This is a genomic window from Aureimonas flava (assembly GCF_003583935.1).
Classification (GTDB): domain Bacteria; phylum Pseudomonadota; class Alphaproteobacteria; order Rhizobiales; family Rhizobiaceae; genus Aureimonas; species Aureimonas flava.
The window spans coordinates 92,741-106,539 of sequence record NZ_QYRN01000008.1; the positions used below are offsets into that span (position 1 = coordinate 92,741).

The following is a 13,799-nucleotide window of genomic DNA, read 5'->3' on the forward strand; positions in this document are numbered from 1 at the left end:
CTGCGCCGCCCCCTCTCGCGATTGTCAGTAGTCGCGGTCGTAGGGGCCGTCCTCGGGATCGAAGGGGCGCATGTCCGTCCGCTGCCAGCGCGGCGGCGGCGGGCCGTCCTCGAAGCGGTCGTCACGGCGGTCCCGGCGGTCCTCGCGCCGCTCCTCCCAGCGATCGCGGCGCTCGTCGCGGCGCGCATGGGGCGGCGGGGGCGGCGGACCGTCGCGCCAGTCGCGGCGCGGCGCCGCGCGGTCGAAGATGCGCGGTCCGTAGACGCCGTCCCAGCGCTGGCGGTCGCGATAGAACGGCCGGCCGCGATAGTGGCGGTCCCAGTAGTCGCCGAAGGAATAGGTGATCACCGGCGCGCCGAGATAACGCACCGACCGTTCGCCGGTGTAGCGCGTGCCGCCGCGCACGAAGGCGAGGTAGTTCGACGACATCCAGCCGCGCTGGCCGTAGAAGTCGACGTCGCACCAGGAACGGTTGGCGAGGCAGCCGTAGACCTGGACGTCCTCGCCGCCGCGCACGACGTTGACGGGCGGATAGGCGGTCGAGGGTCCGGCGCGCAGGTTGACGTTGGTGGTGGCGATCGCGGTCGCCGCGTGGGCGACCCCGGGCAGCGCCACGGCGCCCAGGGCGAAGGCGGTCTTCAGGAGGGTCAGTCGGGGCATGGGAGCCGTCCGGTTCTCGTGTCGTCGATGGAAGCCATTCAAGCACCGCCCGGGCGAACGGTTCCCGAACGCCGCGTTCATCGGGCGTTCAGGATGCGGCCCGGCCTATCGCTTGGCCTCCACCGCGTCCCAGTAGAGCGCGGCGATGTCGGCGCCGCCGAACCGCTTCACCTCGCGGATGCCCGTCGGCGAGGTGACGTTGATCTCGGTCAGGTAGTCGCCGATCACGTCGATGCCGACGAAGACCTGGCCGCGCTCCTTCAGCGCCGGGCCGATCCGCGCGCAGATCTCGCGCTCGCGCTCCGTCAGCTCGGTCGGCTCGGCTCGCCCGCCCACATGCATGTTGGAGCGCGCGTCGGTCTCGGACGGCACGCGGTTGATCGCGCCCACCGGCTCGCCGTCGATCAGGATCACGCGCTTGTCGCCCCGGCGCACGTCCTTCAGGTAGCGTTGCACGATGAAGGGCTCGCGGAACAGGAGCGCGAAGGTCTCCATGAAGGAGGACAGGTTGCGGTCCTCCCGCGTCAGGTGGAACACGCCCGCGCCGCCGTTGCCGTAGAGCGGCTTCATCACGATCTCGCCGAACTCGGCGCGAAACGCGGCGACCTCGTCCGGATCCTTGGTGATGATCGTCTCCGGCATCAGGTCGGCGAACTCGGTGACGAAGATCTTCTCGGGCATGTTGCGCACCCAGGCCGGATCGTTGACCACCAGCGTCTTCGGGTGGATGCGCTCCAGGATGTGGGTGGAGGTGATGTAGTTCATGTCGAAGGGCGGGTCCTGGCGCAGCAGCACCACGTCCATCTCGGAGAGGTCCACCTTCTCCGGCGCGCCGAGGGTGAAGTGCCGGCCCTGCTCCTCCACGAGGTTCATCGTCTCGACGCGGGCCGTCGCGCGCCCGTCGCGCAGCGACAGCCGGTCGGGCGTGTAGTGGAACAGCTCGTGCCCGCGCCGCTCCGCCTCCAGGCACAGGGCGAAGGTCGAATCGCCCTTGATGGTGATTCCCGACACATGGTCCATCTGGACCGCGACCTTGAGCGACATGGCGGCTTTCCCCGGCTGGAATGGGCGCTTACCGGCGCGAGGTAGCGGGGAACCGGGCCCAAGTCCATGCGCCTCCAGTTGCCGGCGCGCCTCGCGCCTCCCATCTCGTGGTCGCAGACCCGCTCAAGGAGCCGCCCGCGATGATCCTGGCCTCGGCCGCCCGCGCCCTGCGCGACCTCTTCTCACCGCCCTTCCGGGCCGCGCTCTGGAAGTCGCTCGGCCTCACCGCCGTGGTGCTGGTGGCGCTGTGGTTCGCCGTGCGCTGGCTGTTCGAATGGGTCGCGATCCCCTTCTTCGCGCAGTTCTCGCCGGACATGCCGGCCTGGGTCGACAATGCCGGCACCTTCGCCGGATGGGCGGCCGGGATCGCGCTGGCCTTCCTTCTCGCCTTCCTGATCGCCCCGGTCTCGGCGGTGATCGCGGGCCTGTTCCTGGACGACGTGGCCGAGGTGGTGGAGCGCGACGACTACGCCGGCCAGCCGGTGGGGCGCGCCCTGCCGCTCGGCCGCTCCGTCGTGCTCTCGGTCCGCTTCTTCGGCGTCGTGATCCTCGGCAATCTCGTCGCCTTCGCGCTGCTCTGGGTGCCGGTGGTCAATTTCGGCGCCTTCTTCGTGATCAACGGCTATCTGCTGGGGCGCGAGTATTTCGAGTTCGCGGCGCTGCGCTACCGGTCGGAGGAGGAGGTTCGCACGCTGCGCACCCGCTACGGCACGACGGTGTTTCTGGCCGGGCTGCTGCTTGCCGCTTTCCTGGCGGTGCCGATCCTCAATCTCCTGACGCCGCTGTTCGCCGCCGCGATGATGGTGCACCTCCACCAGCGCGTGTCGCAGCGCGAGGGCGGCCTGCCGCTCCCCGCCGCCGGCACGCCGGGCGCGATCGGCGGCGAGGCCGCCGCGTCTCAGCCGCCCGGCCGCTTCGCCCCCGGCGGCAGGGGCTGAGGTCCCGGCGGCGCGTCCGGCAGGGCGACCAGGGGCGCGGCCGTGTCGCACGTCTTCTCGTCGGCCCGGCAGAGGTCGGCGATGACGCACACCGCGCAGTCGGGCTTGCGCGCCTTGCACACGAAGCGCCCGTGCAGGATCAGCCAATGGTGGGCGTGGCGCAGGAACCCGTCCGGGATGATCGCGAGGAACCCCTGCTCCACCGCCTCCGGCGTCTTGCCCGGCGCGATCCGGATACGGTTGCCGATGCGCAGGATATGCGTGTCGACCGCCAGCGTCTCCTCGCCGAAGGCCGTGTTCATGATGACGTTGGCGGTCTTGCGTCCGACGCCCGGCAGCGCCTCCAGCGCCGCCCGCTCGCGCGGCACCTCGCCGCCGTGCCGGTCCCGGAGGATCTCGGACAGGCGATGGACGTTCCGCGCCTTGGTTCGGAAGAAGCCGATCGTCCGGATCGCCTCGCGGATCGCGTCCTCGCCAAGCGCCGCCATGGTCTCGGGGGTCGCCGCCCGGGCGAAGAGGTCCCGCGTCGCCCGGTTGACGCCGGCGTCCGTCATCTGCGCCGAGAGCACCACGGCCACCAACAGCGTGAACGTGTTGACGTGCTCCAGCTCGGAGGTCGGATGCGCGCGCTGGACGGCGAAGCGGCGGAAGATCTCGGCCACCTCCTCCGGCGCGTAGGGGATCGGCGGCGCTTCGGCGCCGGCCTTGGCGCGCACCGCCCGGGCGAGCGCGCTCGCCCCGCCGGCCTTCGGCTCCGACGCGTCGGATCGCTTTCGCGGCGCTTTCTCCGATGCCTTCGGGGCGCGTTTGGCCGCAGGCGCTTTTTCCGCCATGGTTTCCACCTATGATGCGCTGACGGGCCCATCGGGCCCGTCCCTGTTTGGAACGGATCCAGCCTGCGAGGCAAGACGCGGATGACCGACGGCTCCGAGCGCACCGTGTTCCACGCCCTCCTGACCCCCTACCGCTCGCTTGGCCGGCGCGGCTTCAACGTCACCATGGCCCTGTTCGGCGGAGCGAGCCTCCTGTCGGGCCTGGTGTTCCTGTCGCACGGGGCCTGGCCGGTGGTGGGCTTCTTCGGGCTGGACGTGTGCCTCCTGTGGCTCGCGCTGCGCGCCAGCTTCCGTTCGGCGCGCGCCACCGAGGAGGTGCGCGTGTCGCGGCTGGAGCTCACCATCCGCAAGACCTCGGCGCGCGGCACCGTGCAGGAGGCGCGCTACAATCCGTTCTGGGCGCGGTTCCTGGTGCGTCGGCACGAACTGGCCGGGGTCACGCACATGGCCGTCGCCGGCGAGGGTCGCCAGACCGAGATCGGCGCCTTCCTGAACCCGGAGGACCGGGCGAGCTTCGCCGAGGCGTTCGGCCGGGCGCTCCACGAGGCCAAGCGCGGCTGACGGGTGCCGGAAAACGGGTGGCGGGCGAAGCCCCGAGGGTCCAAGTTCGGCGCGACCACCCGCCGAGGAGCGATCCGATGACCCTTCACGCCCCGTCCCCCGTCTCGGCCCTGCCGCCGGACGCGGCCTCGGACGGCCTCAGCGAAGTTCCGCCCCCGTCCGACTATCCGCTGGTGCGCGCGGCGATCGAGTTCATCTCGGCCGAGTATCGCAGCCAGCCCTCGCTGGACGCCGTGGCCGAGGCCTGCGGCGTCACGCCCCAGCGTCTGGAGGCCGCGTGCCGCCGCTGGGCGGGGCTCAGCCCCAAGGCCTTCCTCCAGGCGGTGACCATCGATCACGCGCGCCGCCTCCTGGCCGACGGCCTGCCGCTGCTCGACACCGCCCTCGAGGTCGGCCTGTCCGGCCCCTCGCGCCTGCACGACCTCTTCGTCAAGCACGAGGCGATGAGCCCCGGCCTGCACAAGGCGCGCGGCCAGGGATTGAGCCTCGCCTACGGCTTCGCGGACACGCCCTTCGGCCGGGCGCTCGCGATCTGGACCGCGCAGGGGCTCGCCGGGCTCGCCTTCTCCGACGAGGACCGGGGCGGCGACGCGCATGCGCTGTCCGACATGCTGGGCCGCTGGCCGCGCGCCGAGGCGACCCGCAGCGACGAGGGTGCGGCGCGGCGGCTCGCCCGCGTGTTCCGTCCGCAGGAATGGGCCGCCGGCGCGCCGCTGCGCATCGTGCTGATCGGCACCGACTTCGAGGTGCGGGTGTGGGAGCGGCTCCTCGCCATCCCGCTCGGCGAGGCACACACCTATTCGGGCATCGCGGCCGAGATCGGGGCGCCCAAGGCCTCGCGCGCCGTGGGCGCGGCGGTCGGCCGCAACCCGATCTCCTTCGTGGTGCCCTGCCACCGCGTGGTCGGAAAGTCCGGCGCGCTCACCGGCTACCATTGGGGCCTGACGCGCAAGCGCGCCATGCTCGGCTGGGAGTTCGCGATGACGCGCGCGGGCTGATCGCCGCAGGCCGGGAACGCGGCGGGCCGCCGGAGCGTCCTTCGCGGGCGAGGCAACGGGCGGGAACGGCGACGATATGGACGCACGGACGGTGGAGGCGGACACGCCGGCGGGCGATGCGGGCGCGATGAGCGCACCGGAGCGCGCGGAGGCCTTTCGCCGCCTGCGCGAGCACATGCCCGGCCGGACCCGCGACGCGAAGGGCCCGAAGGACCAGCCCGACCCGTTCCGCTCCGTGGTCTCCTGCCTCCTGTCGGCCCAGAGCCGCGACGTCAACACGGCCGCCGCCGTGCGCGCGCTGTTCGCCCTCGCCACCACGCCCGACGCGATGCTGCGCCTGCCGCAGGAGGAGATCGCGCGGGCGATCAAGCCGTGCGGGCTCTACAACATGAAGGCGAGGAGCATCCATCGCCTCTGCGCGGCGCTGATCGCCGAGCATGGGCGCGTGGTGCCGCGCACGCGCGAGGGCCTGATGAGCCTGCCCGGCATCGGGCGCAAATGCGCCGACATCGTCATGAGCTTCGCCTTCGACCAGGACGTGATCGCCGTGGACACCCACGTCTTCCGCGTCTGCAACCGCACCGGCATCACGCGCGAGCGCACGGCCGACCGGACCGCCGAGGCGCTGGAGCGCACCGTGCCCGACTGGGCGCGGCACGACGGCCATTTCTGGCTGATCCAGTTCGGCAAGAGCGTGTGCCTGTCGCGGCGGCCGCGTTGCGAGACCTGCTTCCTGGCCGACCTCTGCCGCTGGTACGCCGCGGTGCGCGAGGCGCCCGACGCCTGACGCCGGACCCTTGGCGCCCCACGCTCCGGCCGGCCCCGATCGCCCGGCCTACCGGCGCTTCAGCGCGGCCGAAAGCGCCGCGCCGAGAGCGCCCTCCTCGCGCGCCGGCTCCGCCCGGGGCGCGGGCTGCGGCCTGGGCGCCGCCGTCCCGGAGGCCGGTCGCCCCGCGGGCGCGCCGCCCTCGGCCGGATCGCGCCGCATGGACAGGGAGATCCGCTTGCGCTTCACGTCCACCTCCACCACGCGCACCCGCACGATCTGCCCCGTCCTGACCACCTCGGCCGGATCCTTCACGAAACAGTCGGCGAGCTGGGAGACATGCACCAGCCCGTCCTGGTGGACGCCGATGTCCACGAAGGCGCCGAAGGCCGCGACGTTGGTGACCGTGCCCTCCAGGCTCATGCCGGGCCGCAGGTCCCCGATCGTGTCCACGCCTTCGGCGAAGGTCGCGGTCCGGAAGGCGGGTCGCGGATCGCGGCCGGGCTTCTCCAGCTCGGCGATGATGTCGCGCACGGTCGGCAGGCCGAACCCGTCGCCCACGAAGCGGCCGGGATCGAGCGACTTCAGCGCGGCCGGATCGCGCATCGCGCTTCGCACGTCGCGGCCCAGTGCCGCCACGATCCGGCGCGCCACCGGATAGGCTTCCGGGTGCACGGCCGAGGCGTCGAGCGGCTCCGCGCCGTCCGCGATGCGCAGGAAGCCGGCGCATTGCTCGAAGGCCTTCGGCCCGAGGCGCGCCACGTCGAGGAGCCGGCGGCGCGAGGCGAACGGGCCGTTCGCGTCGCGGTGCGCGACGATCGCATCGGCCAGCGCCGGCCCGAGCCCGGCGACGTGCGACAGGAGCGCGGCGGAGGCGGTGTTGAGATCGACGCCGACCGCGTTCACCGCGTCCTCCACCACCGCGTCGAGCGCGCGCGACAGGCGTCCCTGGTCCACGTCGTGCTGGTACTGGCCGACGCCGATCGCCTTGGGATCGACCTTGATGAGTTCGGACAGAGGGTCCTGCAGGCGCCGCGCGATCGACACGGCGCCCCGGATCGAGACGTCCACGTCCGGCATCTCGCGGGCGGCGAGCTCGGAGGCCGAGTAGACCGAGGCGCCCGCCTCGCTCACCACCGCCTTCGCCGGCTTGGCGCCCGGCAGACCGGCGATCACGGCGGCGGCGAGGGCCTCGGTCTCGCGGCTCGCGGTGCCGTTGCCGATCGCCACCAGTTCGACGCCGTGGCGGGCGATCAGGCGGGCGAGCGTCGCGCTGGCGCCGGCGACGTCGTTGCGCGGCTGGAACGGGTACACGGTGGCGCTGTCCAGGAGGCGGCCCGTGGCGTCCACCACCGCGACCTTGACGCCGGTGCGCACGCCGGGATCGAGGCCCAGCACCGTCCTGGCGCCGGCGGGCGCGGCCAGGAGCAGGTCCTTGAGATTGCGCGAGAAGACGCGGATCGCCTCGCCGTCGGCGCCGTCCTTCAGCGTTCCCATCAGCTCGGTGGAGAGGCTCGGGCGCAGCTTCTGCCGCCAGGCCCAGCGCGCGACGCCCAGAAGCCATGCGTCGCCCGCCCCGCCGCCCGCGAGCCTCGCGCCGGCATGCCGCGCGACCATCGCCTCCACCGGCTTCACGCTCGCCGGATCGTCCGCGTCCACCTCGATCTCGAGCGCGACCACGCCTTCCTTCTCGGCGCGCAGCAGCGCCAGCACCCGGTGGCTCGGCGCGGTGGCCCACTTCTCGTCGTGGTCGAAATAGTCGGAGAACTTGGCGCCCGTCTCCTCCTTGCCCGCCACCACGCGCGCCCGCAGCCGCGCCCTGGCCACGAGGTGGCGCCGGATCTCGCCGACCAGCGCGGGGTTCTCCGCCATGCCCTCGGCGACGATGTCGCGCGCGCCCTCCAGCGCGGCCTTCGCGTCCGGCACGTCGGCCGTCACGAAGCGGGCGGCGAGCGCGGCGGGATCGGCCGCGCGGTCGGCGAGGATGCGCTCGGCGAGCGGGCCGAGGCCGCGCTCGCGGGCGGCGTCGGCGCGGTTTCGGCGCTTGGGGCGGAAGGGAAGATAGACGTCCTCCAGCGCGACCCGCGTCGCCGCGCCCCGGATCGCCGCCTCGATCTCGCGCGTGAGCTTGCCCTGCTCGCGCACCGACTTCAGCACCGCGGCGCGGCGCGCCTCCAGCTCGCGCAGGTAGGCGAGGCGCGTCTCCAGCGCGCGGAGCTGCGTGTCGTCGAGCCCGCCCGTCGCCTCCTTGCGGTAGCGCGCGACGAAGGGCACCGTGGCGCCGCCGTCCAGAAGCGCCACCGCCGCCGCGACCTGTTCGGCCCGCGCCCCGATCTCGCCGGCGATGGTGCTCTCGATGGCCGATTGCGTGGTGGTCATGTGGCTCTCCGCTCCTGGAACTGCGGCGACCCCTCGGCCACCAAGTCGGCGCATTCGCGGCGAAGGAGGTGGAGCGTGAACACTGCGTTCCCCCGCGCCCCGGCTGCGCGAACGGCCAAGGCGTGGCATGGGACGCAACCGTTTCCAAGGGAGATTTTCGTCCATGAAGCTCTACTACAAGCCCGGCGCGTGCTCGCTCGCGCCCCACATCGTCGCCTGCGAGGCGGACCTTCCCGTCGAGCTGGTGGCGGTGGATCTCGCCCGCAAGACGCTCGGCGACGGGTCGGACTACGCCGCGGTCAACCCGAACGGCTACGTGCCGGCGCTCGACATCGGCGACGGCCCGGTGCTTACGGAGGCCTCCGTGGTGGTGCAGTACCTGGCGGACCGCAAGCCCGGCTCCGGCCTGATGCCGGCGGCCGGCACCACGGAGCGCTACCGCGCGCAGCAGTGGCTCGCCTTCGTCTCCACCGAGCTGCACAAGCAGTTCAGCCCGCTGTTCAAGCCGAACACCCCGGACGCCACCAAGGAGATCCAGCGGGAGATCCTGGCCCGGCGCTTCGCCTTCGTGGACGATGCGCTGGCCGACCGGACCTTCCTCACCGGCGAAGGGTTCACGGCGGCCGACGCCTACCTCTTCACCGTGCTGCGCTGGGCGGACGCGATGCGGCTCGACATGACGGCCTTCCCCAACATCGCGCGCTTCATGGCGGCGGTGCAGGCCCGCCCGGCGGTCCGGCGGGCGCTCGAGGCCGAGGGCCTCGCCTGATCAGGCCACCACGAAACCGTGGGCGAAGGGGTCGCGGTCGTCGATGAAGATCGTGTTGATGCCGGTCTGACGCGCCCAGCCGGCGACCGAGGGCACGATCGCCGGGCGGTCGCCCACGGTGGCGGCCGCCTCCACCCGGCCCCGGAACAGCGAGCCGATGATGCTCTCGTGCACGAAGTCGTCGCCGACCGCCAGGCGCCCCTTGGCGGCGAGCTGCGCCATGCGCGCCGAGGTGCCGGTGCCGCAGGGGCTGCGGTCGATCGCCTTGTCGCCGTAGAACACGGCGTTGCGCGCGTGCGCCTCCGCGTGGCGCGGGGCGCCTGTCCACAGGACATGGCTGAGGCCCCGGATCGCCGGGTGTTCGGGATGGACGAACTCGTAGCGTTCGTTGAGCGCCCGGCGCAGGCGGGGCGACAGGGCGATCAGGTCGCCCGCCGAGAAGTCCGCCATGTCGCGATACACCGCCTGCGGCTCCACGATGGCGTAGAAGTTGCCGCCATAGGCGACGTCGACCACCACCTCGCCGAACCCTTCGACCTGGACCGCGAGCCCTTCCGAATGGAGGAAGCCCGGCACGTTGCGCAGGCGCACCTCCTCCACGAAGCGGCCGTCCTGGACGTAGGTCACGTCGACCCGGCCGGCCGGTGCGTCCACCGCCAGCCGCCCCGGCTCGCGCGGGGTGACGAGCCCGTTCTCGATCGCCATGGTCACCGTGCCGATCAGCCCGTGGCCGCACATGGGCAGGCAGCCCGAGGTCTCGATGAACAGGACGCCCACGTCGCAGTCGGCGCGGGTCGGCGGGTAGAGGATCGAGCCCGACATCATGTCGTGGCCGCGCGGCTCGAACATCAGGCCGGTGCGGATCCAGTCGTACTGCGCCAGGAAATGCGCCCGCCGCTCCAGCATGGTGGCGCCCTCCAGGAGCGGCCCGCCGCCGGACACGAGGCGCACCGGGTTGCCGCAGGTGTGGCCGTCGAGGCAGGAGAAGGTGCGGGTTGCCATGGGATGCCTCAAGCGAAACGCTGGGGGGAGAAGGATCGAAGCGGGATCGGCGGAACCTGTCCGGTCAGGAGGTCGGCGACGAGGCGCGCCGTGCCGGCCGACTGCGTGAGGCCGAGATGGCCGTGGCCGAAGGCATAGGCGACCCGCCGGCTGCCGCGCGAGAAGCCGATCGCGGGCAGCGAATCGGGCAAGGAGGGGCGAAAGCCCATCCACGGCCGCCCGCCCTCGGTGCGGAGGCCCGGCAGGAAGCGCGCCGCCTTGGCGAGCATCGCCTCGGACCGCCGGAAGTCCGGCGCCCGCTCTAGGCCGGCGAGTTCCACCGCGCCGCCGACGCGGATGCCGCCCGCCAGCCGGGTGACCACGAACCCATGGCCCCCGAAGGTGACCTGCGTGCGCAGGTCGAAGGCGCCGGGCGGCAAGGTCGTGTTGTAGCCGCGCTCGGTTTCCAGCGGGATGCGCTCGCCGAGCGTGCGGGCGAGCCGGTGCGAGAAGGCGCCCGCCGCCACCACCACCTGCCCGGCGCGGCGCGCGGCCCCTTGCGTCTCCACCGTGACGCCCCCGGCGTCCGGCCGCAGCGCGCGCGCATCCGCGACGGCGATCGCGCCGCCGCCGGCAGCGAACCGCTCGGCCAGCGCCAGCACGTAGTCGCGCGGATCGGCGATCGAGAACCAGCCGGGCGTGAAGGTGCCGCGCACGAAGCGGGGCGAAAGGCCGGGCTGCACGGCCGCCATGTCGCCTGCGTCGAGGTGGCGGAAGTCGATGCCGTGCCGCTCGCGCGCGTCCCAGCCGGGCAAGGAGGCGAGCCACTCGGCCTCGCTCTCGTAGAGTTCGAGATTGCCCTCCCGGCGCAGCATCGGCAGCGTGCCGGTGGCGGCGAGGAAGGGTTCGAGCTCGGCGCGCGACAGGTCCATCAGCGCGGTCTGCGCGGCGGTCGCCGCCTCGACGCGCGTTGGCGAGCAGGCCCGCGCCACGCGCCACATCCAGGGCGCGACGCGCGGCGCGTACGGGATCGGCACCGAGAGCGGCCCCAGCGGGTCGAGCAGCCAGCGCGGGGCCTTGCGCATCAGCCCCGGCGAGGCGAGCGGCAGGATGTCGGTGAAGGCGAAGGCACCCGCGTTGCCGGCCGAGGCGCCCGCCGCCGGTCCCTCGCGGTCGATCACCAGGACCCGGCGCCCGCGCCCCTGGAGGGCGAGCGCCGCCGACAGGCCGACCACGCCGGCCCCGATCACGATCACGTCCGGCTCCGGGGCGTCCTCCACGGGCGAAACGGGTCCCCGGCCGTTCAGGCGGCGCGACGCGGCGCGTGGGTCGCCGTGCGCGACCAGTCGGCGTACCAGGCGTCGAACAGGGCGAGCTGCGCCTCGGCATAGCCGCGCTGCGACGCGGACAAGGCGTCGCTCTCGTTGAAGTGCAGCGCGAACTCGCCGTATCCCTTGAGCACCATCAGGTGCTTGAAGAAGAGCACGAGATCCGGCCCCTCGTCGAACGAGGACAGGACGGCGAGCGCCGCCTCCAGCTCGCCGGCCTGGCGCCGCGCCTCGGCGTCGCCCCGCGCCGCCGCCTCGGACAGGGCGCACAGGTGCAGCACCTCGCGCGGCAGCACGTTGCCGATGCCGGTGATGGCGCCGGTCGCTCCGCAGTTGACGAAGCCGTGCACCACGGCGGTGTCGACGCCCACCATCAGCGTCACGCCGTCGTCGCGGCTGGTGATGTGCTCGGCCGCGTAGCGCAGGTCGTCCGGGCCGCCGAACTCCTTGAAGCCGACGAGGTTGGGATGCTCGGCGCGCAGCGCGAAGAACAGCTCGGCGCGTGTCGCAAAGCCATAGTACGGGCTGTTGTAGATCACCGCCGGAAGCTCCGGCGCGGCCGAAAGCACGGCCTTGAAATGCGCCTTCTGGGCGGCGGGCACCGTGCCGCGCGACAGGACGCGCGGAATGACCATGAGCCCCTTGGCGCCGACCTTCGCGGCGTGCGCGGCATGGGCCGCGGCCGCGGCCGTGCTCACCGCGCCCGTGCCGACGATCACCGGCACGCCGGCGCGGCAGAGCCGTTCCACGCCCTCCATGCGCTCCGCGTCGGTCAGGAGCGGCCAGTCGCCCATCGAGCCGCAATAGACCACGGCCGACATGCCCGCCGCGACGAGGCGGCGGGCGGTGGCGACCAGCGCGTCGAAGTCGGGCGTGCGGTCGGGGCGGCACGGCGTCATCAGGGCGGGGATCACCCCGGAGAAGACGGTCGAGGACATGGCGGGCTCCTGACGGTTCGGGGCGGACGGGCACCGACGGCGCCGCGCCTCATACCCCCCGATTACCACTCTGCATTCTATTTGTCGACAGAACTGCGCGTGAGTGCGATCGCCAGGTCGGAGCGGCGCGCCATCAGCCGGCCGATCTGCTCCACGATCTGCTCGGCATGGGCACCTGCCAGCCGGTCGGACGCCTCGGCGTCGCGCGCGGCCAGGGCGGCGATCAGGTCCTCGTGCTCCTCCACGAAGCGCCGTGGCAGGCGGTCGTCGTAGGATTCGTAGTAGAGCCGGAGCAGGCGCCGGCCGTCGTTCAGCAGCCGGTCGAACAGCGCGCAGAAGTAGGGGTTCCGCCCGGCCTCGGCGATCGCGGCGTGGAAGGCGGCGTTGGTGGCGATCATGGCCAGCGCGTCCTGCGCGGCGACGGCCTCGGCGAAGGCCGCCTGCCGGGCGCGGATGGCGTCGAGGTCGCCCGCGCGGTGATGCTCGGCGGCGAGCCGCGTGGTGACGCGGTACATCAGGACCAGCGCGTCGAAGAAGGGCGGCAGCGCGGCGACGTCGAGCGACGACACGAGAGTGGAGCGGTTGGGCAGGGCCGTCACCAGCCCCTCCCCCTGGAGGCGCACCAGCGCCTCGCGCACCGGCGTGCGCGACAGGCCGAAGCGTTCGGACAGCGCCACCTCGTCCACCGGGCTGCCGGGCGCGAGACGGAGGTCCAGGATCTCGTCGCGGAGCTGCTCGTAGACGAGCCGCGCGCCCGAGCCGCGTCGGCGCTCCGGGGTCGTCGGATCGGCGGGCTCGCTCATGGGGGCTCCTGGAAGCGGGACGGGGCCGAGCTTTAGGCGGCGGACGCGGCGAAGGCCAGCCCGGCCGGGCCTCAGCCGCGCCGCCAGAGCGTCTCGATCTCCCGCCCACCGCGCATGCGCACCACCCGGCGCACATGCGCGGCGATGTCGGGCACGCCGGGCTCGACGGCAAGCTCCACCACGCGCTCGCCCCGCGCCCGCTTCGCGCGCCAGGCGGCGTAGGGATAGTCCGCGATGGGCAGGAAGGTGGAGCGGCCGCGCGGCGCGGCCCGGCGCGCGGCAAAGCCCGAGTTGATCGCGCACAGCGTGATCCGGTCGCGATGGGCGGCGACCAGCGACGCGGTGTCCGCCTCGATCACGTCGTGCGCCTCGGCGCGATAGGAGCCGGCGTTGAGGAGCCGCAGGAGGCGCGCCCGCGTGAGGCTGAAGAAGGCGCGGGCGTTGAGGAGCGCATACCAGTCCGCCGGCCTCAGCCCGTCCTCGAGACACGCGGCGAGGCTGCGCTCCGCCAACGGCTTCTGGTCGCGGATCGTCGCGCCGCCGTGTTCGGGGTGGCGGATCCGCACCGACGCCGCACGACGCGCTTCCACCAAGCGGCGCGCCTCGCCCTCCACCTCGAACAGGTCGAGGAGCGCCGCCGTGCCCCAGAGCCCGTGGCGCCGGATCGAGAGCCAGCTTCCCTCGGTGGTCATGTGGTAGAGGACCGGGCAGTCCCGGACCAGTTCGGCGAACTCGTCCTCGCTCATTCCCCGCGCCTCCCGAACCGCGTCGAGACGCAGATGGGGCGCGCGGGCCGGCCCG

14 protein-coding genes are annotated in these 13,799 nt (G+C 73.1%); 5 read left to right on the top strand and 9 right to left on the bottom strand.

What is annotated here, in order from left to right; genetic code table 11:
* Positions 1 to 24 precede the first annotated feature (24 nt).
* Together D3218_RS15350 and gshB are read right to left on the bottom strand one after the other, a co-directional pair.
* On the bottom strand, positions 25 to 660 hold the full coding sequence (locus tag D3218_RS15350) for an SH3 domain-containing protein (protein WP_168990550.1): 636 nt from the start codon (positions 658 to 660) through the stop codon (positions 25 to 27).
* A gap of 105 nt (positions 661 to 765) precedes the next feature.
* Positions 766 to 1,704 (bottom strand): glutathione synthase, encoded by a 939-nt coding sequence (gshB, locus tag D3218_RS15355; protein WP_119540952.1) that lies wholly within the window; start codon positions 1,702 to 1,704, stop codon positions 766 to 768.
* Between the two features lie 140 nt (positions 1,705 to 1,844).
* On the opposite strand from gshB, the gene D3218_RS15360 reads away from it, so the two are divergent.
* The gene (locus D3218_RS15360; RefSeq protein ID WP_119540953.1) at positions 1,845 to 2,642 is read left to right on the top strand and encodes a sulfate transporter family protein; all 798 of its coding nucleotides are present in this window, start codon (positions 1,845 to 1,847) and stop codon (positions 2,640 to 2,642) included.
* Here D3218_RS15360 and nth read toward each other — a convergent pair.
* Positions 2,603 to 3,358, bottom strand: coding sequence for an endonuclease III (gene nth, locus D3218_RS15365; RefSeq protein WP_245415063.1), 756 nt, complete (start codon positions 3,356 to 3,358; stop codon positions 2,603 to 2,605). The genes D3218_RS15360 and nth overlap by 40 nt on opposite strands.
* Positions 3,359 to 3,556: 198 nt before the next feature.
* On the opposite strand from nth, the gene D3218_RS15370 reads away from it, so the two are divergent.
* From D3218_RS15370 to D3218_RS15380, 3 genes are all read left to right on the top strand, one after another.
* Positions 3,557 to 4,036 carry a DUF2244 domain-containing protein gene (locus D3218_RS15370; protein WP_119540955.1) on the top strand — a complete coding sequence of 160 codons (480 nt, stop codon included), beginning with the start codon at positions 3,557 to 3,559 and terminating at the stop codon, positions 4,034 to 4,036.
* Between the two features lie 77 nt (positions 4,037 to 4,113).
* A complete protein-coding gene (locus D3218_RS15375; protein WP_119540956.1) occupies positions 4,114 to 5,034 on the top strand; it encodes a methylated-DNA--[protein]-cysteine S-methyltransferase in 921 nt (306 codons plus the stop codon).
* Positions 5,035 to 5,110: 76 nt separating this feature from the next.
* A complete protein-coding gene (locus D3218_RS15380; protein ID WP_245415064.1) occupies positions 5,111 to 5,821 on the top strand; it encodes an endonuclease III domain-containing protein in 711 nt (236 codons plus the stop codon).
* 48 nt (positions 5,822 to 5,869) lie between these two features.
* Here D3218_RS15380 and D3218_RS15385 read toward each other — a convergent pair whose 3' ends face one another.
* Positions 5,870 to 8,179 (bottom strand): Tex family protein, encoded by a 2,310-nt coding sequence (locus tag D3218_RS15385; RefSeq protein ID WP_119540957.1) that lies wholly within the window; start codon positions 8,177 to 8,179, stop codon positions 5,870 to 5,872.
* A 163-nt stretch (positions 8,180 to 8,342) separates the two neighbouring features.
* On the opposite strand from D3218_RS15385, the gene gstA reads away from it, so the two are divergent.
* Positions 8,343 to 8,948 carry a glutathione transferase GstA gene (gene gstA / locus D3218_RS15390; protein ID WP_119540958.1) on the top strand — a complete coding sequence of 202 codons (606 nt, stop codon included), beginning with the start codon at positions 8,343 to 8,345 and terminating at the stop codon, positions 8,946 to 8,948.
* Here gstA and D3218_RS15395 read toward each other — a convergent pair whose 3' ends face one another.
* The 5 genes from D3218_RS15395 to D3218_RS15415 form a co-directional block, all read right to left on the bottom strand.
* Positions 8,949 to 9,950 (bottom strand): 4-hydroxyproline epimerase, encoded by a 1,002-nt coding sequence (locus tag D3218_RS15395; RefSeq protein WP_119540959.1) that lies wholly within the window; start codon positions 9,948 to 9,950, stop codon positions 8,949 to 8,951.
* 8 nt (positions 9,951 to 9,958) lie between these two features.
* Positions 9,959 to 11,209 carry an NAD(P)/FAD-dependent oxidoreductase gene (locus D3218_RS15400; RefSeq protein ID WP_119540960.1) on the bottom strand — a complete coding sequence of 417 codons (1,251 nt, stop codon included), beginning with the start codon at positions 11,207 to 11,209 and terminating at the stop codon, positions 9,959 to 9,961.
* A gap of 23 nt (positions 11,210 to 11,232) precedes the next feature.
* The gene (locus D3218_RS15405; protein ID WP_119540961.1) at positions 11,233 to 12,195 is read right to left on the bottom strand and encodes a dihydrodipicolinate synthase family protein; all 963 of its coding nucleotides are present in this window, start codon (positions 12,193 to 12,195) and stop codon (positions 11,233 to 11,235) included.
* Positions 12,196 to 12,272: 77 nt separating this feature from the next.
* Entirely contained in the window at positions 12,273 to 12,998 is a 726-nt protein-coding gene (locus tag D3218_RS15410; RefSeq protein WP_119540962.1) for a GntR family transcriptional regulator, read from the bottom strand.
* A gap of 71 nt (positions 12,999 to 13,069) precedes the next feature.
* A complete protein-coding gene (locus tag D3218_RS15415; RefSeq protein WP_119540963.1) occupies positions 13,070 to 13,744 on the bottom strand; it encodes a DUF7002 family protein in 675 nt (224 codons plus the stop codon).
* Positions 13,745 to 13,799: the final 55 nt, after the last annotated feature.